Annotated in this window: 21 protein-coding genes; 12 read left to right on the top strand and 9 right to left on the bottom strand. The window is 69.0% G+C overall.

Going from position 1 to position 18698, the window contains the following annotated elements; genetic code table 11:
- Window positions 1-339 precede the first annotated feature (339 nt).
- The 3 genes from BLV57_RS17115 (at window position 340) to secA (ending at window position 5166) form a co-directional block, all read left to right on the top strand.
- The gene (locus BLV57_RS17115) at window positions 340-903 is read left to right on the top strand and encodes a ComF family protein (RefSeq protein ID WP_342741192.1); all 564 of its coding nucleotides are present in this window, start codon (window positions 340-342) and stop codon (window positions 901-903) included.
- A 540-nt stretch (window positions 904-1443) separates the two neighbouring features.
- On the top strand, window positions 1444-2136 hold the full coding sequence (gene hpf / locus BLV57_RS17110; protein WP_091289745.1) for a ribosome hibernation-promoting factor, HPF/YfiA family: 693 nt from the start codon (window positions 1444-1446) through the stop codon (window positions 2134-2136).
- Window positions 2137-2343: 207 nt separating this feature from the next.
- Complete coding sequence (gene secA, locus BLV57_RS17105; RefSeq protein ID WP_091289743.1) at window positions 2344-5166, top strand: preprotein translocase subunit SecA; 2823 nt, start codon at window positions 2344-2346, stop codon at window positions 5164-5166.
- A 79-nt stretch (window positions 5167-5245) separates the two neighbouring features.
- On the opposite strand, the gene BLV57_RS17100 is transcribed toward secA, so the two are convergent.
- Window positions 5246-5749 carry an Rv3235 family protein gene (locus BLV57_RS17100; RefSeq protein WP_091289741.1) on the bottom strand — a complete coding sequence of 168 codons (504 nt, stop codon included), beginning with the start codon at window positions 5747-5749 and terminating at the stop codon, window positions 5246-5248.
- A 114-nt stretch (window positions 5750-5863) separates the two neighbouring features.
- Between BLV57_RS17100 and BLV57_RS17095 the strand changes: the two genes are divergently transcribed.
- A complete protein-coding gene (locus BLV57_RS17095; RefSeq protein WP_091289739.1) occupies window positions 5864-6247 on the top strand; it encodes an HAD-IA family hydrolase in 384 nt (127 codons plus the stop codon).
- On the opposite strand, the gene BLV57_RS17090 is transcribed toward BLV57_RS17095, so the two are convergent.
- On the bottom strand, window positions 6225-6992 hold the full coding sequence (locus BLV57_RS17090) for a TrmH family RNA methyltransferase (RefSeq protein WP_091289737.1): 768 nt from the start codon (window positions 6990-6992) through the stop codon (window positions 6225-6227). The two genes, BLV57_RS17095 and BLV57_RS17090, sit on opposite strands and share 23 nt — an antisense overlap.
- A gap of 34 nt (window positions 6993-7026) precedes the next feature.
- Between BLV57_RS17090 and BLV57_RS17085 the strand changes: the two genes are divergently transcribed.
- Together BLV57_RS17085 and BLV57_RS17080 are read left to right on the top strand one after the other, a co-directional pair.
- Window positions 7027-8433: a WS/DGAT/MGAT family O-acyltransferase gene (locus BLV57_RS17085; protein WP_091289735.1), complete on the top strand. Its 1407-nt coding sequence runs from the start codon at window positions 7027-7029 to the stop codon at window positions 8431-8433.
- Window positions 8430-8930, top strand: a complete 501-nt coding sequence (locus BLV57_RS17080) for a DUF6912 family protein (protein WP_091289733.1) — start codon at window positions 8430-8432, stop codon at window positions 8928-8930. Before BLV57_RS17085 ends, BLV57_RS17080 begins: the two co-directional genes overlap by 4 nt.
- A 145-nt stretch (window positions 8931-9075) precedes the next feature.
- On the opposite strand, the gene BLV57_RS17075 is transcribed toward BLV57_RS17080, so the two are convergent.
- From BLV57_RS17075 to rsgA, 4 genes are all read right to left on the bottom strand, one after another.
- Entirely contained in the window at window positions 9076-9972 is an 897-nt protein-coding gene (locus BLV57_RS17075; protein WP_091289731.1) for an NAD-dependent epimerase/dehydratase family protein, read from the bottom strand.
- 327 nt (window positions 9973-10299) lie between these two features.
- The gene (locus BLV57_RS17070; protein ID WP_091290439.1) at window positions 10300-11067 is read right to left on the bottom strand and encodes an SCO4651 family lipoprotein; all 768 of its coding nucleotides are present in this window, start codon (window positions 11065-11067) and stop codon (window positions 10300-10302) included.
- Between the two features lie 81 nt (window positions 11068-11148).
- A complete protein-coding gene (locus tag BLV57_RS17065; protein ID WP_143047077.1) occupies window positions 11149-12018 on the bottom strand; it encodes an SCO4651 family lipoprotein in 870 nt (289 codons plus the stop codon).
- A gap of 17 nt (window positions 12019-12035) precedes the next feature.
- On the bottom strand, window positions 12036-13040 hold the full coding sequence (rsgA, locus tag BLV57_RS17060) for a ribosome small subunit-dependent GTPase A (protein ID WP_091289728.1): 1005 nt from the start codon (window positions 13038-13040) through the stop codon (window positions 12036-12038).
- 117 nt (window positions 13041-13157) lie between these two features.
- Between rsgA and BLV57_RS17055 the strand changes: the two genes are divergently transcribed.
- Window positions 13158-13922: an SOS response-associated peptidase gene (locus BLV57_RS17055; RefSeq protein ID WP_091289726.1), complete on the top strand. Its 765-nt coding sequence runs from the start codon at window positions 13158-13160 to the stop codon at window positions 13920-13922.
- Window positions 13919-14527, top strand: a complete 609-nt coding sequence (locus BLV57_RS17050) for an alpha/beta hydrolase family protein (RefSeq protein ID WP_091289725.1) — start codon at window positions 13919-13921, stop codon at window positions 14525-14527. The genes BLV57_RS17055 and BLV57_RS17050 overlap by 4 nt, the downstream gene beginning before the upstream one ends.
- Here the strand turns inward: BLV57_RS17050 and BLV57_RS17045 are convergent.
- Window positions 14477-15025 (bottom strand): hypothetical protein, encoded by a 549-nt coding sequence (locus BLV57_RS17045; protein ID WP_245757357.1) that lies wholly within the window; start codon window positions 15023-15025, stop codon window positions 14477-14479. The two genes, BLV57_RS17050 and BLV57_RS17045, sit on opposite strands and share 51 nt — an antisense overlap.
- A gap of 74 nt (window positions 15026-15099) precedes the next feature.
- Window positions 15100-15576 (bottom strand): Cys-tRNA(Pro) deacylase, encoded by a 477-nt coding sequence (ybaK, locus tag BLV57_RS17040; RefSeq protein ID WP_091289722.1) that lies wholly within the window; start codon window positions 15574-15576, stop codon window positions 15100-15102.
- A gap of 163 nt (window positions 15577-15739) precedes the next feature.
- On the opposite strand from ybaK, the gene BLV57_RS17035 reads away from it, so the two are divergent.
- Entirely contained in the window at window positions 15740-16366 is a 627-nt protein-coding gene (locus BLV57_RS17035; RefSeq protein WP_091289720.1) for a sigma-70 family RNA polymerase sigma factor, read from the top strand.
- Complete coding sequence (gene rsrA / locus BLV57_RS17030) at window positions 16363-16683, top strand: mycothiol system anti-sigma-R factor (protein WP_091289719.1); 321 nt, start codon at window positions 16363-16365, stop codon at window positions 16681-16683. Before BLV57_RS17035 ends, rsrA begins: the two co-directional genes overlap by 4 nt.
- Before the next feature lie 65 nt (window positions 16684-16748).
- Here the strand turns inward: rsrA and BLV57_RS44395 are convergent, their stop codons facing one another.
- Entirely contained in the window at window positions 16749-16823 is a 75-nt protein-coding gene (locus BLV57_RS44395) for a 50S ribosomal protein bL37 (protein WP_098515123.1), read from the bottom strand.
- 69 nt (window positions 16824-16892) lie between these two features.
- Here BLV57_RS44395 and BLV57_RS17025 point away from each other — a divergent pair, with 69 nt between their 5' ends.
- Both BLV57_RS17025 and BLV57_RS17020 read left to right on the top strand, forming a co-directional pair.
- Window positions 16893-17114: a biotin/lipoyl-binding carrier protein gene (locus tag BLV57_RS17025; RefSeq protein ID WP_091289717.1), complete on the top strand. Its 222-nt coding sequence runs from the start codon at window positions 16893-16895 to the stop codon at window positions 17112-17114.
- Between the two features lie 4 nt (window positions 17115-17118).
- The gene (locus BLV57_RS17020; protein WP_091289715.1) at window positions 17119-18615 is read left to right on the top strand and encodes a sensor histidine kinase; all 1497 of its coding nucleotides are present in this window, start codon (window positions 17119-17121) and stop codon (window positions 18613-18615) included.
- Window positions 18616-18698: the final 83 nt, after the last annotated feature.

The raw sequence follows: 18698 nt of genomic DNA, 5'->3' as shown, positions 1-18698 counted from the left end.
GTCACCTCCAGCGCAAACTCCGGCAGCCCGGTCCTCGCCGTGCATGGTACGAACGGGGCTTTTGTCACCGTGAGCGCGACAAAAGCCCCGTTCGTGCGGATCCCGACGAGCACGACCCGCGTAGATCACCAAATATGGCCGGTTCTAACCGGCCTAAACACTCACGACCCCGGCGCTTGGGTGGGCCAAAAATGTGGGGCGGCGCCTCGGCGGCCAGAACTGTCGGTGGTCGGGTGGACACTCTGGGGCATGAAGACGAGAGCTTTTGACCTGCTGGTTCCCACTCGATGCGCTGGTTGCGGCGTCGTGGGCGAGCCTTGTTGCGCCGAGTGTGCCGCGGTGTGGGATTCGCTCACCGAAGTCGCACGCGGGCCGACCACCGGGTTGGCGCCGGTGTACGCGCTCGCCGCCTATCGCGGGGTCGCCCGGCGGCTGGTGCTCGCCTACAAGGAGCGGGGCAGGCGAGACCTGGCGCCCGCGTTGGGAGCCGCGCTCGCCCGGGCGGTGCCGTCGCTGCCCGGGACCTCCGACGGGGCCGCCTGGCTGGTGCCGGTTCCGTCCAAGGCGTCCGTTTCGCGGATGCGGGGCGGGGCCCACATGGGACGGCTGGCGCGGTGGTGCGCGCGGGAGCTCGGGGAGCGCGGGTGGCGGGCCGCCGTCGCGCCCGCGCTGCGGCTCGATCCCAGAGTGCGGGATGCCGTGGGCCTCGGGGGCCGGGAGCGGGCGGCCAATTTGGCGGGGAAAGTGCGGCTGCGGGAACGAGGCCAGGCGCCGCCGGGTAGCGGGGTGATTTTGCTGGATGACGTCATCACGAGTGGTGCGACGGCGGCCGCTTGTGTCCGTGCGCTCGCATTAGGCGGAATGCATGTTGCGGCCGTGTTGACACTCACCGCAGCCGGGTGAACGGCTTATCACCTACATGAGTGATCTGGGCCGGGAACGCGAGCGGGCGGGCAGCCGTTGTCGGGATATGAGGATGATCGCCAGATACACACCGGCGCCGGGTGACTCCACTCCGGTGGCGGCTGAAACCTGGAAGACGATCACCCTCGGGACAGGCGGCACATTTCGGTTGCGCCGTCAGTGTGAAAATCCCACTCATCCCATACGTCGAACGGGCCGGGTAACCCAGCGTTTCACCAGTGTTTCGCTGCGCGCAGTGACGAGTTCTCACAAGATGACATCCCCCGGCTCGGGGGCTGTTGTAACGCGCTTGATGAAGCTAACGTGCTCCGCTATCAGCTATCCCGGCCAGACAGGGAGGTGAGCAGCCCATGTCCCTGGCGCCGCTGGTGCGCTGAGTCCGCGCTCGGTGGTACGGCACGAGACGTCGTGAACCGTCACTGAGTTCTCTCACCGCCCTTTGAGGGCATACGTCCCCGCTTTACCGGCGCCCTAGTGAACACAAAAGGCTCGCAGTCAATTCAGCGAGGGAGGTCGTGTATGGACATCGTCGTGAAGGGTCGTAACGTAGAGGTGCCTGAGCACTATCGGGCACTCGTCGGCGAAAAGCTGACCCGTCTAGAGCGCTATGACAAGAAGGTCATCCGTTACGACGTGGAGCTCTTCCACGAGCCCAACCGCAGGCAGTCGAAGAACTGCCAGCGTGTCGAAATCACCGGAAAGGGCAAGGGGCCCGCGGTCCGCGCGGAAGCCTGTGCCGGGGATTTCTATGCCGCTCTCGACCTGGCGGTGACAAAACTCGAAAACCGACTGCGCAAGTCGCACGATCGACGAAGGGTGCACTACGGGCGCCGAGTGCCGGAGTCAGTCTCCGCGGCGACCTCGATGATTGCCGGTGGCGATTCCGCCCCGATGGACAGTGCACAACCCATGACGAGCACGGCGGTGCTTGAGGCGCCCGCCGCTGCCGCTGCCGGATTCGGGGCCATGAGCCCGGAGGAAGTAGACCTCCCCGAGCAGCGCTGGGACGACGGAGTGGCCGAGCACGAACCCGGCCGGATCGTCCGCGAAAAAGAACACACGGCCGAACCCATGACCGTCGACCAGGCTCTCTACGAGATGGAACTGGTCGGACACGACTTCTATCTGTTCAACGACTCCGCGGCTGGCTGCCCGAGTGTCGTTTACCGAAGGCGAGGCTTCGATTACGGCGTGATCCGGCTGGCCAAGTAAGCCGCCCGAAAACGTCCACGAAGGGCCCGCACGCGACGCGCGTGCGGGCCCTTCGCATGGAACTTGCGCACGCGACTGCACGTTGGCAGTAACGTTCCCTACGATGGGGGTCAACTGCGCGTGCGGGCCCGACCCGGATGCGCAGGTCATAGTGCCCGGGGGCGGCCCGGGTCCGAGCAAATCTACTGGCTAGTGAGGTCGACCGGGATGGTTCTGAATCGCCTGCTCCGCGTGGGCGAGGGCAAGATGGTCAAGCGGCTGCGCCACATCGCCGACCACATCAACACCCTCGAAGACGACGTCAAGGACCTGACGGACGCCGAGCTGCGGGCCAAGACCGACGAGTTCAAGCAGCGCTACGCCGAGGGCGAGGATCTCGACGACATCCTGCCCGACGCCTTCGCCGTCGTCCGCGAGGCCGCGTGGCGCGTGCTCGGCCAGCGGCCCTACGACGTCCAGCTGATGGGCGGCGCGGCGCTGCACCTCGGCCAGGTCTCCGAAATGAAGACCGGTGAAGGCAAGACCCTCACCGAGGTGGCGCCCGCGTACCTCAACGCCATCTCCGGCAAGGGCGTGCACGTCATCACGGTCAACGACTACCTGGCCAAGCGTGACGCGGAGTGGATGGGCCGCATCCACCGCTTCCTCGGCCTCGAGGTCGGCGTGATCCTGGCCGAGCAGAGCCCCGAGGTCCGCCGCCAGCAGTACGCCGCCGACATCACGCACGGCACGAACAACGAGTTCGGCTTCGACTACCTGCGCGACAACATGGCGTGGGACCTCGCCGACTGCGTGCAGCGCGGCCACAACTTCGCCATCGTCGACGAGGTCGACTCGATCCTCATCGACGAGGCGCGCACCCCGCTGATCATCTCGGGCCCCGCCGACCAGTCCTCGCGCTGGTACACCGAGTTCGCCAGGCTGACCCCGCTGATGAAGCCGGAGATCCACTACGAGGTGGACATCCGCAAGCGCACGGTCGGTGTCACCGAGAAGGGTGTCGCGTTCGTCGAGGACCAGCTCGGCATCGACAACCTGTACGAGGCGGCGAACACCCCGCTCGTCGGGTACCTGAACAACGCGCTGAAGGTCAAGGAGCTCTACAAGCGCGACAAGGACTACATCGTCCGCAACGGCGAGGTCCTGATCGTCGACGAGTTCACCGGCCGCATCCTGGCGGGCCGCCGCTACAACGAGGGCATGCACCAGGCGATCGAGGCCAAGGAAGGCGTCGAGATCAAGGCCGAGAACCAGACGCTCGCCACGATCACGCTGCAGAACTACTTCCGCCTCTACGACAAGCTGGCCGGCATGACCGGTACGGCCGAGACCGAGGCCGCCGAGTTCCACCAGACCTACAAGCTGGGTGTGGTGCCGATCCCGACGAACAAGCCGATGATCCGCCAGGACCAGCCGGACCTGATCTACAAGACCGAGCAGGCCAAGTTCGAGGCGGTCGCCGAGGACATCGCCGAGCGGCACGAGAAGGGCCAGCCGGTCCTCGTCGGCACCACGAGCGTCGAGAAGTCCGAGCACCTGTCGAAGCTGCTGCTCAAGATGGGCGTCCCGCACGAGGTGCTGAACGCGAAGCACCACGACCGGGAAGCGCTGATCGTCGCGCGCGCCGGGCGCAAGGGCGCGGTCACGGTCGCCACGAACATGGCCGGCCGTGGTACCGACATCGTGCTCGGCGGCAACCCCGACATCATCGCCGACGAGGTGCTGCGTGAGCGCGGCCTCGACCCGATCGAGCACTCCGAGGAGTACGAGGCCGAGTGGCCGAAGGTGCTCGAGGAGGTCAAGGAGCAGGCCGAGGCCGAGGCCGCCGAGGTCAAGGAGGCCGGTGGCCTCTACGTGCTCGGCACCGAGCGCCACGACTCGCGCCGCATCGACAACCAGCTCCGCGGCCGGTCCGGCCGTCAGGGTGACCCGGGCGAGTCCCGGTTCTACCTGTCGCTCGGCGATGACCTGATGAAGCGCTTCAACGCCTCGATGGTCGAGCGCGTCATGACCACCATGCGCCTGCCGGACGACATGCCGATCGAGCACAAGATGGTCTCCAAGGCCATCAAGAGCGCGCAGACGCAGGTCGAGCAGCAGAACGGCGAGATCCGCAAGAACGTCCTGAAGTACGACGAGGTCATGAACCTCCAGCGCAAGGTGATCTACAAGGAGCGCCTGCGGGTACTGGAGGGCGAGGACCTGTCCGAGCAGGTCGTGCACATGCTCACCGGTGTCGTCGACGAGTACGTCACCGCCGCGACGGCCGACGGCTACGCGGAGGACTGGGACCACGAGAAGCTGTGGACCGCGCTGAAGGCCCTCTACCCGGTCAAGGTGACCTGGGACGAGCTGGTCGAGGACGAGGATCTGGACGCCGAGCGCCTGCGTGAGGCGCTGCGTTCCGACATCCTCGACGCCTACACGGCCCGCGAGCACGACATCGAGGCCAAGGCGGGCGAAGGCACCATGCGGGAGCTGGAGCGCCGCGTGATGCTGTCCGTGCTGGACCGCAAGTGGCGTGAGCACCTTTACGAGATGGACTATCTCAAGGAGGGCATCGGCATGCGCGCGCTCGCGCAGCGGGATCCGCTGATCGAGTACCAGCGCGAAGGCTACGACATGTTCAACGCGATGCTGGAGTCACTGAAGGAGGAGGCCGTCGGCTTCCTGTTCAACCTCCAGGTCGAGGTCGCCGAGCCGGAGCCCGCCGCCGAGGACGCCACCGCGCTGCCCGCCGGCCTTTCGCCCAACGGCAACGGGCACGCGCCCGAAGGCCGCCACTCGCGTCCCGCGCCGCCGCAGCCGCCGACCACGGACACCAAGTCCGTCCCGTCGGCACTGCGTGGCAAGGGCCTCGAGAACGGCAACCCGCAGTCCGGCCTGACCTTCTCCGGCCCCGCCGAAGACGGTGAAGTCGAGTCGCACGCCGACTCGGCTGGCGACTCCGACGCGAGCGGCACCCGCCGCGAGCGCCGTGCCGCCCAGCGCGAGCAGGCCAAGAAGGGCAAGCGCGGCCCCCGCCGCTGACGGCTCGTGAGATTTAGCGGGCTTTATCCCGGGTGCTTTTCCCGGGATAAAGCCCGCTAAATCCTGTCGGAACAAGCTTTTACGCAGATTTCCGCTGGCCGCGTTCCTTGGTCTCGAGCACCTCGAAGCGGCAGCAGCGCCAGCCCGCCGCGTTGCGTTCGAAGCGCGCGGCGGCGGCGAACACCCGTGGCCCGGCCTCGACGGTCGCGCAGGCCTCGATCGCGCCGTCCGCCGGGTAGCAGGTGTGGATCGTCCGCATCGTGTAGCTGGCGCCCAGCGCGCGCCTGCGGTCGACGAGGCGCTCGTACAGCGCCAGGCTGACCAGCGGCCGCACCTGGCCGGGCGGGCGCCTGCCGTCGCAGGTCTCCAGGATCATGCGGATCATCCGGCCGAGCTTCTGGTTGTCGGGCGGCAGTTCGTGCGCGCTGGTCAGCGTCCGGCGCCTGCGCCCGCTCGAAAGCTCCAGGTCGAGCGAGAGCTGGCCGTCCGGATCCTCGAACCGGTGCCGGACGCGAGGCGGCTTGGCCGCGGCGCGGCCGGTCGGTTCGAAGGGCGCGAGCGGTCTCAACCACACGGCGGTCATCTTCAGGTCCCCCCTCTTCGGCGGCCCGGCCGGCCGCCTCCACCCTGTTAGTGCGGGCGAGCCCCGGAATCCATGCACACCTCACCCGAACGTGTGGCCAACTAGGGTGGGGTCATGCGCGGTTTGGTCGTCGATTACGCGGGTGTGCTCACCGATCCGGACGCGGAGGAGCTCTACGTGGAGCTGAAAGCGTTGCGGGAACGGGGAATCCGCACCGCGCTGCTGTCCAACGCGCCGGGCGCGTCGCCGTCGGCCAAGCGCTCGCTGGACCCGTTCTTCGACGCGCTCGTGTTCTCCGGTGAGGTGGGCGTCGCGAAGCCGTCGCGCGAGGTCTACCTGCTCACGGCCGGTCTGCTCAGCCTGCCCGCCGAGCAGTGCGTCTTCGTCGACGACTCCGCGCGCAACGTGCACGGCGCCGTCGCCGCGGGCATGGCAGGCGTGCACCACACGTCGGTGGCGGGCACGCTCACCGAGCTCAGCGCGCTGTTCCCCGCCTGACCAGCTCGAACGAAAGCACCGCGGCCGCCGCGGAGACGTTGAGCGACTCGACGTCGCCGGGCATGGGGATGGACACCCACTCGGTGACCAGCTCGCCGACCTCGTCGCCGACACCGGCTGTTTCGGCGCCGAGCACGAACGCGGCACGCTGTGGCAGCTCGATGTCGAACACCGAGCTTCGCGCCGACGCGCCCAGCGCGAACAGCCCATAGCCCGCCTCGACCAGCATCTCGGCGGCTTCCCGCGCGGTTCCGCAGCGCAGCACCGGCGCTCGGAACGCGACGCCCGCCGAAGCCTTGACGACCATCGGGTCCAGCGCGGCGACCCCGCGCCTCGGCACGATGACGCCGTCGAGGCCCGCCGCGGTGGCCGTCCGCAGGATCATGCCGACGTTGGCCGGGGTGGTGATGCCGTCGAGCAGCAGCACGCGTGACGGCGGGCGCTTGCCGGCGAGCGCGGCGGCCAGCGTCGACATGCGGGGCGCGACGACGTCCGCGAGCACGCCCTGGTCCTGCTTGCCGTTGCCGGCGAGCACCTTCACGCGGTGCGCGCTCGCGCGCTGGACCGCGACGCCCGCGGCCTTGGCGGCCTGCAGGATCTCGGCGGCCGCCTGGCCGCGCGCGGTGTCGGCGAGGATCACCTTGTCCACCACGAGCGACGCGTCGCCGAGCGCCTCGAGAACCGGCTTTCTGCCATACACGGTCAAGAACCGGTCTTTCGGCGATATCTCATGCTCAACACCCACGCCGCGCAGTGTCGCACTGTGTCAGGATCACGTCATGCCCGACCGCCTTTCCGCGCTGGACGCCTCCTTCCTGTACGTGGAGGACCACGCGACCCCCATGCACGTCGGCGGGGTCGCGGTTTTCGAACGGCCGAGCAGCGGCTTCGACTACGAACAGCTGCTCACGCTGATCGGCCAGCGGCTGGCGTACCTGCCGCGCTACCGGCAGCGCGTGCTGGAGGTGCCGGGGCATCTGGCGAGGCCGGTCTGGGTCGACGACGTCGACTTCGACCTCAACTACCACGTGCGGCGCTCCGCGCTGCCCGAGCCAGGCACGGACGAGCAGCTGTTCGACCTGGTCGCGCGGCTGATGTCGCGGCGCCTCGACCCTGAGCGGCCGTTGTGGGAGGCATATTTCGTCGAGGGGCTGGCGGGCGACAAGGTCGCGCTGGTGACCAAGACGCACCAGTCGGTGGTCGACGGGGTCGGCACGATCGAGCTCGGGCAGCTGATCCTCGACGCCACCCCGCAGGACCCCGAGCCGCTCGACGACACCTGGACCCCGCGCCGCCAGCCGAACCGCACGCAGCTGGTGCTCGACGCGATCAGCGAGACCGTGCAGCGGCCGGGTGAGCTGGTCGAGAACGTCCGCTCCGCCGCCAACGACGCCGCCGCGACCGCCGAGAAGGTCGTGGAGGCGCTGGGCGGGGTCGCGTCGGCCGTGCGGACGGTGGTGCGCCCCGCGCCCGCCGGGCCGCTGAACGTGCGTGTTTCCGGCGGGCGGATGTTCGCCGTGGTGCGGACGCGGCTGGAGGACTTCCGCAAGATCCGCGCCGAACAGGGCGGCACGGTCAACGATGTCGTGCTCGCGTGCATCACCGGCGCGCTGCGCGAGTGGCTGCTCTCCCGCGGGTCAGCGCTGACCTCGTCGACCACCATCCGCGCCCTGGTGCCGCTCGCCGTGCGGGACGCGGAGACCGCCGAGTACTCGACGCCCGGCCTCGTCGGCAACCAGGTGGCGGCCTATTTGGTCGACCTGCCGGTCGGCGAGCCCAATCCGGTGCTGCGGCTGCAGCACATCGGCCACGCGATGGCCGATCACCTGAACTCGGGCCGCTCGGTCGCCGCGCGGGCGCTGCTGACCGTCGGCGGCTTCGCGCCCGCGACCCTGCATTCGCTCGGCGCGCGGGCCGCCGGGACGTTCTCGAGCCGCATCTTCAACCTGATGATCACCAACTCGCCGGGCCCGCAGGTGCCGCTGTACGCGGGGCAGGCGAGAATGGTCGAGATGTTCCCGGTCATGCCGCTCGTCCGCAACCAGGCACTCGCCATCGGCGTCACGTCGTACCACGGCGGTGTCTACTTCGGACTGAACGGCGACCGCAAGGCAGTGTCCGATGTGGACATTCTCGCCGGGATGATCGAGGAATCCTTGGAAGAGTTAAAAGGAGCGCACTGGTGAGGGTCTACCTGCCCGCGACGATCGACATGCTCCGCGACCTGAACACCTCCGGCGAGTTCCGCGCGCGCAGCGGCACCGGCTTCGCGCTGACGCCCGCGCTACGCGAGTCCTACGCGAGCGGCTCCGACGAGGAGCTCGAATACGCGGCGCTGCTCGACGCCGCCCGCGCCTCGCTGCGCCTGATCAGCGCCACCGAGAAGCCCGAGGACCTCCCGCCGCGCCGCGTGGTCATCTCCGCCGACGTCGACGACGCCACCCTGCGCCCCGACCTCGACTACGCGGTCGTCCGCCTGAACGGCCCCGTTTCGCTGGCCCAGATCGCGGCAATCCACGTCGACGCCTCCGAGGCCGAGCCCGCGGTACTCGACGCGGCCCGCGCGATCGACGCCGCCGACCTCGGCGACCCCGACGCCGAGTTCATCCTGGGCGAGGCCGAGGACCACGAGCTTGCTTGGTACGCCGCACAGGAGCTGCCCTTCCTGCTGGAACTGCTCTGATTTTCTAGGCCCTGACCTGGGCTTTCCCGGGTTGTCCACAATCTCTGCTCCCTGTGGACAACCCGCCTTTCCCGCCGTGGCCGGCCGGGGTGCCCGGTAAGCTGGACGTGGGGCGGCCCCCCAGGGAGTGGCGGGGGATGGTTGCTTACGGGTGCGCGGGTTCGAACCAGGCGGGGCCGGGGGTGGGGAGCTCGGGTTTCCAGCCCGTGGCGTCCATCAGGCGGTCCGAGACGACGCGGTGTGAACGCGCCAGCACCGCCATCATCGGGATCCGCTCGGCGAGCCAGCGGGGCAGCGCATGCGGTTTCCGGACGCCCGCGGCCGCCGCCATCGCCTCACCCAGCACCTGCTTGCGCACCGGCGCGGCGCCCACGTTGTAGACCCCGCTGGGCGCGCGCAGCGCGGCGACCGCGGCCGCCGCCGCGTCGGACGGGTGGATCGCGCAGGTCCAGTCGTCCCGGCGCCCGATGATCAGCAGCGAGCCATAGCGGGCCGCGGCGAGCTGGGTCTTGGTCATCGCGTCGTCACCGACGAGCACGCCGATGCGCAGGCGGATCGCCGTCCGGCCGGTCGACTCCAGTGCGGCGATGTTCTCGTGCCCCCGCGGTGACGAGGCGGTGACACCCACTGGCTCCAGCGGGGCGTCTTCGTCGAGCGGAGTGTCACCGCCGTCCGCGTAGACGAACGAAATGCCTTCCTGGACAACGGTTTTCACCGAGTCCACAAGGGACACAGCGGCGGCCAGCGTCCGGGTTCCGTCGAGCCGGAGTCGGTCGTTCTCGACCCAGCCAGAGCGGCGAACCGCCGCCGAGGCCTGAGGAATCCGGGTCGCCAGGTTGAGCACGGCCTCGTGCCCGCGCAGTGCCGAAGCCAGCGACTCGACATCGAACAGGTCCCCGGTGACCGGCGACGCGCCCGTCGCGCGGACCGCGCTCTCCCTGCCCGCGCGGGCGAACCCGCTCACTTCGTGCCCGTCGGCCAGCAGCCGGTGGACCGCGGGCCTGCCGAGCATTCCGGTCGCCCCGATGACCAGCACCTTCATCACGCGTCCCCTTTCGTCCCCACCTAGACGAGACAGCCCGCCCGAACGTGACATCGCTCGTGAGCGTTGCGGGCGATTAGTGAGGAGCCAAAGGTGGGTCGATGTGGGCGACCAGGCTCGGGCGGGTGCGCGAGTGGTACCTCCGCTGCATCTAACGGAGCAGCGTTACCACTCGCGCTTGGGTGAGGGGCTGCCCCGCTGCGTTGGGCGCAGCGGGGGAACCCCTCGCCCAAAGGTTTGGCCCGGGAGGCCGCGGCCTGGGTGACACGGGCGGCCCTTGTCACCCAGAGCGTTGCAAGGGCGGCCCTTGTCACGTGCCCGCAGCACTCACGAGCCTGGCAAGGGGCGGATCTGGTCCGCGGGCGGAGCTTGCACGTCCGCCTGGGCACCCCACTCGCTGTACTTTGCGGTGATCTTCGCTGGGGAGCCGTCCGGCGCGCCGGCGGCCTTCAGCAGCGCCGACAGGTCCATCGACACCTCGACCGGCCGCCGCTGCGCGTCCACCCACAGCTCCACCGGGAACCGGTCGGCCTTGCCCTGGATCTCCTTGACCGCCTCCGGCGAGAGCCCGGCAGGCAGGTCCGGGCCCAGCCGGGCGAGGTCGACGTCGAACCAGTAGTGGTCGACGCCGTCGCCGTGCTCGCCGCGCACCAGCGTGCCCGCGCGGCGCAGCTGCGAGACCGTGCGGGCCGGGTCGCTCTGCTTGGCCACCTGGTCCAGGCTCGCGCCCATCGCCTGCGAGAACGGGTCCTGGCCGTCCGCGCTCAGCTTCGCCCACGGCTTGGCCGCGTCGGCGCCCGGCACCTTGACGTACAACAGCTTGTCGACCAGGCGCAGTTCCAGCGGCTCGCCGGACAGGTCCATCGACATCGCGAGCGCGGTGCCCGCGGCGTCGAACCGCAACTGCCCGCGCCCGGTCGTCCGTACGCCGCCGATCGCGAGGTCGGTGTCGAACTTGGCCGTCTTACCCTGCGTGAGAGCAGCCGAGACCGCCTGCGTCAGCTGCGCCGCGTCGCCGAACAGCGCGGGCCGCTCCGGCTCGCTGTCACACGCCACCAGCAGGAAAGCCATCGCCAGCAAGGCCGTTCTGCGCATCACCACAGCGTCGCACGACCCCCGGAAAACACGATGGCGCCCCTCGGGGAAATCCGAGGGGTGCCATCAGAAAGAGCGAAACTACTTCTTCGGCATTTCGCTGACCTTGTCAGCGGGAGGCGCCTGCACGTCGACCGGGGCGCCCCAGTCGGTGTACTTCGCGATCATCTTCATCTCGCCCATCTGCTGGGCCTGCGGAGAGCCTGCCAGGAGCTCCTTCATCATCGGGCCCATGTCCATCTCGATCTTGATGGGCAGGTTGTCGGAGTTGACGAACAGCTCCATCGGGAGGATGAAGTTCTTGCCGTTGAGCTGCTCCGTCGCCTCGGCCGGGATGCCGGAAGGCATGAGGTCCTTCATCTTCGCGAAGTCGAGGTCCACCGAGTAGTGGTTGGCGGGCTGGCCGTCGAGCGTGGTCTTCTCTGACTTCTTGATCGTGCCCGCGGTCTTGAGCTGCTCGATGAACTTCGACGGGTCGTTCTGCTTCAGCAGCTCGTTGGGGTCGGTCCCGCCGAACGCCTTGGTCTTGGCGGCATCGGCGACCGAGACCTTGGTCCACTCCGTGGTGATGCCCTGCTTGGCGCGCAGGCTTTCCGGCAGCTTCATGTAGATGATCTTGTCGACGACACGCATTTCGACCTGCGCGCCCATCATGTCCATGGTCATGGACATCTTCGGGTCGCCGTTTTCGTACGAGGCCTGGCCGCTGCCCTTCATGGTCATCCCGCCGACAGCGGTCTCCATGGTGAACTTCGCCGACTTCGACTTCTCGGTACCGGCCTTCGCCGCGTCGGCGAGCTGGATCGGGTCGCTGAACAGGGCGCTGATGGCGTCCTTCTGCTCTCCGCCGGGCGCGGGAGCCGCGGACCCGTTGCCGTCGGTCTTTCCGCCACAGGCGGTCAGCGCCAGAACGAGGGCGGCGCCCCCAGCCACCAATGCTGCCTTACGCATTCACAAACCCCTCATCGTCAAGTTTCCATCCCAGCCCGAGAAGCCAGCAGCCGTCGCAACGACGCCAGCCTGTCCGCTCGTGCCGGATTCTCGCCGACCACGTCGTCGAGAGCACAATCCGGGTCTTCGGGCGACCCCAGGTGTCCGCAGCCGGACGGGCATTCCTCAGCCGCCGCCGCGAACTCTTCGAACGCGTTGACGATGTCGTCACCGGTGACATGCGCCAACCCGAAAGATCGTACGCCCGGCGTGTCGATCACCCACCCGCCCCCGGGCAGTGGTAGCGCGACCGCCGTCACAGAAGTGTGTTTACCCTTCCCGACCGCGCTGACCACCCCGATGGGCAGCGAGGCGTCCGGCACCAGCCGATTGACCAAAGTGGACTTACCGACGCCGGAATGCCCCACCAGCGCCGTCACCTTGTCCTTCAAACGCTCGTCGAGGTCTTCAGGGTGCCTGTCGTGCCTGCTGACTATCACCTGGAGGTCCAGGCCCGCGTAACCGGCGAGCAGCTCGTCGGGGCTGGCCAGGTCGGACTTGGTCAGGCACAGCACCGGTTCCAGCCCGCCCGCGTAACAGGCGACCAGGCAGCGGTCGATGAAACCGGGGCGCGGCGGTGGATCGGCGAGCGCGGTGACGATCAGCAGCTGCTCGGCGTTCGCGACGACCACCCGCTCGAACGGGTCGGTGTCGTCGGCCGTGCGCCGCAGCACGCTCGTGCGCTCGTCCACCCGGATGATCCTGGCCAGCGTGTCCGGCTTGCCGCTGACGTCGCCGACGATGCCCACCGAGTCGCCGACCACGATCGGGGTACGCCCGAGCTCCCGCGCGCGCATCGCGGTGACCACCCGATCGGGGTCACCGTCGAGCGCGCAGGTCCAGCGGCCGCGGTCCTTGGTGACCACCAGCGCGGTGGAGGCGTCGGCGTGCTCCGGGCGGCGCTTGCTGCGCGGACGGGTGCTCTTCCCGGGACGCACCCGGACGTCGCTCTCGTCCAGCCTGCGCCAGTCACTGCCACCCAAACCAAGCACGCCCTTTCCGCGTTCACCTCCCCAGATGATCCCACGGCGCTCGCCATCGCCGCGCGAACCGTGTAACGATGACGCACCAGAGGGCGGTGCGACGAGGAGGTTCAGGCGATGTGTGGCCGCTATGCGGCCTCGAAGGACCCGGCGACATTGACCGCGGAATTCGAGGCAGCGGACCTGACGGGCGGCGAAGGGCCGTCCGCTGATTACAACGTCGCGCCCACAAAAACCGTCCCCACGGTGGTGCAACGCCACCCACGCGACGCCGACGGCCAGGTGCTCGAAGACGAGCCCGCCGTGCGCCAGCTGCGGTTGATGCGCTGGGGACTGGTGCCGTTCTGGGCCAAGGACCCGGCCGTCGGCAACAAGATGATCAACACCCGCGCCGAGACGGCCACCGAGAAGCCCGCGTTCCGCAAAGCGCTGTCGAGCAGGCGCTGCCTGGTGCCCGCCGACGGCTGGTACGAGTGGAAGCGCGACGGCAAGGAGAAGGAAGCCTTCTACATGACCGGGCCCGGTGACGCGTCGCTCGCGTTCGCCGGGATCTGGGAGAGCTGGCGCAAGCCGGGCACCGACGACCCGCCGCTCATCACCTTCTCGGTGCTGACCACGGACTCGGTCGGGCAGCTCACCGACGTGCACCACCGGATGCCGCTGCTGATGCCCGCCGAGAACTGGGGCGCGTGGCTCGACCCGGACCGCGCGGACGTCGCCGAGCTGCTCAGCCCGACCCCGCTGTCGTTCGTCGACACGCTGGAGCTGCGGCCCGTCTCCAACCGGGTGAACAGCGTCCGCAACAACGGCCCGGAACTCATCGAGCGGGTCGAAAATCCGCAGCCGCTCGACCAGGGCGCGCTGTTCGAGCAGCCGAAATGACCCGCATCGAGATCGAGACCTCGTTCGGCCCCGCGCGGGCCGAGCTGCACTGCGCCGAGGAGGGCATCGCGGTGCTGATGCTCGGCCACGGCGCGGGCGGTGGCCCGTCGGCGCCGGACCTGGTGGCGGTGACCAGGGCGGCGCAGACCGTCGGCGTCCACGTGGTGCTGGTGGAACAGCCGTACCGCGTCGCCGGGCGCCGCGCCCCCGCGCCGGCCCGGCAGCTGGACGAGTCCTGGCTGACCGTCGTCGACGAGATCACCACCCGCTTCGACGGGCTGCCGCTGGTGTTCGGCGGCCGCTCCTCCGGCGCGCGCGTGGCGTGCCGGACGGCTACGGAGGGGCAGGCGGTGGCCGTGCTGTGCCTCGCGTTCCCCGAGCACCCGCCCGGCAAGCCGGAGAAGAGCCGCCAGGACGAGCTCGACGGCGTCGAGGTGCCGGTGCTGGTGGTGCAAGGCGAAAACGACCCGTTCGGCAGGCCAAAGCCGCGGCCGCACCACGAGCTCGTCGTGCTCGCGGGCGACCACAACCTCAAGGCCGACCTCGAAGGCGTCTCACGCGCCGCCGCCGAGTGGCTGGAGCGCGTCCTGCGACCGCTGGCCTAGCCTGCGCCAGGCGTACTGGGCCGTCACGACGGCAAGCAGCGGTCCCCAGAGCAGCAAAGGCGCGTAACAGCACGCCATCACCACGTCGTAGCCGCCACCGGACTCGAAGCTGCCCTCGGCCATCGTCACCCCCGCCTGGTCCCAGCGGAACGCCGACCAGGTCGTGAGCACGGTCACCGCGATCGCGCCCGAGGCCGCAGGCACGATCGCGGTGACCGGATGGATCCCTTTACCCCCAAGGAAAGGGATCCAGCGCGGCCAGACCTCGCCCCATGGCCGCACCAGTCCGAGTGTCAGGAAAGCGAGTGTTTCGGCGAAAACGCTCAGCCCGAACACATAAGCCGTTCCCCAGCCGGGAATCGCGAACTCGGCGAGTCCTTTTTCGGTGAACCCCACCGGGATCTGCAGGCCCATGGCGATCCGCCAAAGCCCCGAAGGCAGTGTCGTCAGCAACGTGGCGTGCGCGCACCAGGTGGCCCAGCGTGGTACTTGCTTCATGGAAAAGAGAATTCCGCACGCGAAGCGCGCGATCCTCCCGCTGGAGGACCGATCGGCTCACCCCGGGGAGTGAGTCACCCGGCGATGGGCGCGACGACGGCGTTGGTCAGCCGCACGAGATCGGCGGGCGCGAGTTCGACCTCCAGGCCGCGGCGCCCCGCCGAGCAGTACACAGTGGCGTGCGCCTCGGCGGACGCGTCGATCACCACGGCCAGCCTGCTGCGGTGCCCGAGCGGCGAGATGCCGCCGAGCACGTAGCCGGTCGCGCGCTGGGCCGCGGCCGGATCGGCCATTTTGGCCTTCTTGCCGCCGGCGGCCGCCGCGAGCGCCTTCAGGTCGAGCTGACCGGTGACCGGGACGACACCCACGGTGAGCTTGCCGTCGACCTCGGCGACCAGTGTCTTGTAGACCCTCGCCGCGTCGATGCCGAGCACCTCGGCCGCCTCCGTGCCGTACGACTCGTGGCGGGGATCGTGGTCGTACGCGTGCAGGGTGTGTGCGACCTTCTGCTTCGTCAGCAACGCGGTCGCGGGGGTGCCCTTGCCAGCCATGTGCGGAAGCTTACTTTCGGCCGGGAATGCCTCGGAGGGCACGGATGTTGAACCGACCGTGCAGACAACCCTCGCTAAGCCAAGCCGCGTGAAGTCGTACCGCGTATCCTCGACGCAGTCGCATGCGCGTCCGCGCATCGACGCGCCTTGGGAAGGGAAAGTTTTGCCGAGCACGCAGGACCCCGCGGTGCCCGATTCGGGGGACAAGCAGCGCGCCGAGCGTTTCGAAAGGGACGCGATGCCGCTGCTCGACCAGCTCTATTCGGCGGCCATGCGGATGACCCGCAACCCGGCCGACGCCGAGGACCTGGTCCAGGAAACCTACTTGAAGGCGTACGCGGCTTTCGCGTCCTTCAAGGAGGGCACCAACCTCAAGGCGTGGATGTACCGCATCCTCACGAACACCTACATCAACGGCTACCGCAAACGTCAGCGGCAGCCGATCCAGCAGCCGACCGAGGAGATCACCGACTGGCAGATCGCCAAGGCCGAGAGCCACACGTCGAGCGGGCTCCGCTCGGCCGAGGTCGAGGCCATGGACAACCTGCCGGACGCCGATGTCAAGGCCGCGCTGCAGAAGCTGCCGGAGGAGTTCCGGCTCGCCGTGTACCTCGCCGACGTCGAGGGCTTCGCCTACAAGGAAATCGCCGAGATCATGGACACCCCCATCGGGACCGTGATGTCCCGCCTCCACCGCGGTCGGGCGCAGCTGCGCGAGCTGCTCGCCGACGTGGCCCGCGAACGTGGTTTCATCCGTTCGGGCAAGCACGAGGAGGTGGCCGGGCGATGACCGACGTCTGCGGCTCCAACGACCCTGAGGACAAGGTCAACTGCGACGAGGCGCTCGCGGAGATCTACCTGCTGCTCGACAAGGAGTGCTCCGCCGCTCACGAGGCGGAGCTGCGCAAGCACCTCGACCGGTGCCCGCCCTGCCTCGAGGAGTACGGCATCGACGAGCAGCTCAAGCAGTTGCTGCACCGCAAGTGCGGCGGCGAGCACGCGCCGGAGGACCTCAAGGAGCGGCTCAGGGCGTCGATCCGCAAGACGGTCGAATCGCGCGGCGGGCTGACCATCGAGCGCACCGAGATCAGCATCGAACGCGAGTAACCGCCGGAACTTGAAAAGGCCCCCTCACCAGCGATGGTGTGGGGGCCTTTTCGCAACGCCGGGACTCAGGCGTTGGGCTTCTTGCCGTGGTTCGCGCCGTTCTTCTTACGGTCGCGACGCTTGCGGGCACGCTTCGACATGCTCACTCCTTGGTGCTCTGGTCAACCCCACCAGTGTGACAGGTGCCTTTCGGGTGGTTGGATCGGGTGATGCTCAGGGACATCCCCGCCGAGATGGTCGGCACCGTGATCAAGGTCGTGGCGAAGCCGGGTGACGTGCTCGCCGAGGGCGCGATGGTGGTGATCCTCGAGTCGATGAAGATGGAGATCCCGGTGCTCACCGAGTACGCGGGCACGGTGGTCGAACTGAGCGTCGGCGCGGGCGACCACGTCCAAGAAGGTGCCGTTCTAGCCAAGATCGAGGTCGAATAACCGTATGTCCACACTGGCCGAGCTGCTGGCGGAGAACACGCGACTGTCCGGCGAGGCCGCCGACCACCTGCAGACGGTGGTCGCCGAGTGGCAGCTGCTCGCGGACCTCTCGTTCGCGGACTTCCTGCTCTGGGTGTCCGTCACCGAGGAGCTGCACGCCGGGGGCGGCGACTTCGTGTGCGTCTCGCACGCGCGCCCGACGACCGCGCCGACCGCGCATCCCGAGGACGTCGTCGGCACCCGGTTCACCGTCGAGGAACACCCGCAGCTGGCCAAGGCCATGCGCGAGGGCCGGATCTGCCGCGAAGAGGACCCGCACTGGTACCGCGACCTGCCGATGCGCCGCGAAGCCGTGCCGGTGACGTTCGGCGGCAAGGTGATCGCCGTGCTCAGCCGCGAGACGAACCTCGCGCAGCCACGGGTGCCGTCGCCGCTCGAGATCGCGTACCTGGGCAGCGCCGGTGACCTGTGCCAGATGATCGTCGACGGGACGTTCCCGAGCCGCGACAACCAGACGGACACGCACACCAGCCCGCGCGTCGGCGACGGCCTGATCAGGCTCGACGCGGCGGGCACGGTCGTGTTCGCCAGCCCGAACGGGCTGTCGGCGTATCACCGGATGGGGCACGAGAGCGACCTCGTGGGCACGCGGCTGGCGCCGCTGACGCGCTCGCTGATCCGCGACCCGTTCGACGCGACCGAGGTGTCCCACCGCATCATCGAGGCACTCGACGGCAAGCCGAGCAGTCGCACGGAGGCCGACTCGCGGCGCGGCGCCGTGGTCCTGTTCCGCGCGCTGCCACTGCGTCCGTCCGGCCAGCCCGCGGGCGCGCTGGTGCTCGTGCGTGACGTCACCGAAGTCAAGCGCCGTGACCGCGCGTTGCTGTCCAAGGACGCCACGATCCGCGAAATCCACCACCGGGTGAAGAACAACTTGCAGACGGTGGCGGCGCTGCTGCGCCTGCAGTCGCGCCGGACGTCCAGCGAGGAGGCGCGGCTCGCGCTGGCGGAGTCGGTGCGCCGGGTGACGTCGATCGCGATGGTGCACGAGGCGCTGTCGATCTCCGTCGACGAGCGGGTCGACCTCGATTCGCTGCTCGACAACGTGCTGCCGATGGTCGGCGAGGTGGCGACCGCCGAATCGCGGGTGAGTCTGTCACGTACGGGCTCGTTCGGCGTGGTCGTCGCCGAGATCGCGACGCCGCTGGTGATGGTGCTGGCCGAGCTGGTGCAGAACGCGATCGGCCACGCGTTCCCGGACGGGCGGCCCGGCAAGGTCGACTTGGTCGTCGAACGCTCGGCGCGCTGGCTCGACGTGATCATCCGCGACAACGGCCGCGGGCTTCCCTCGGGTTTTTCACTCGAACGAAGCGACGGCCTAGGTCTGCAGATCGTCCGGACGCTGGTCGAGTCGGAGCTGCGGGGCTCGCTGTCGCTGCGCGGCCCGCGTTCCGGGGGTACCGAGGCGGCGCTGCGGATCCCGCTGTCGCGCCGCGTTTAGGCTGGTCGAGCGGGGTTTGGGGTCCAGACCGGGATAAAGCGGGCTTTACTCCGGATCGCGCTGGCGCGCTCACGGAGTAAAGC

The sequence above is a fragment of the Amycolatopsis xylanica genome, from assembly GCF_900107045.1.
In the GTDB taxonomy this organism is placed as follows: Bacteria; Actinomycetota; Actinomycetes; order Mycobacteriales; family Pseudonocardiaceae; genus Amycolatopsis; species Amycolatopsis xylanica.
Note: the sequence above shows the minus strand (reverse complement) of the source record. Positions and strands in the feature narration are given on the sequence as shown.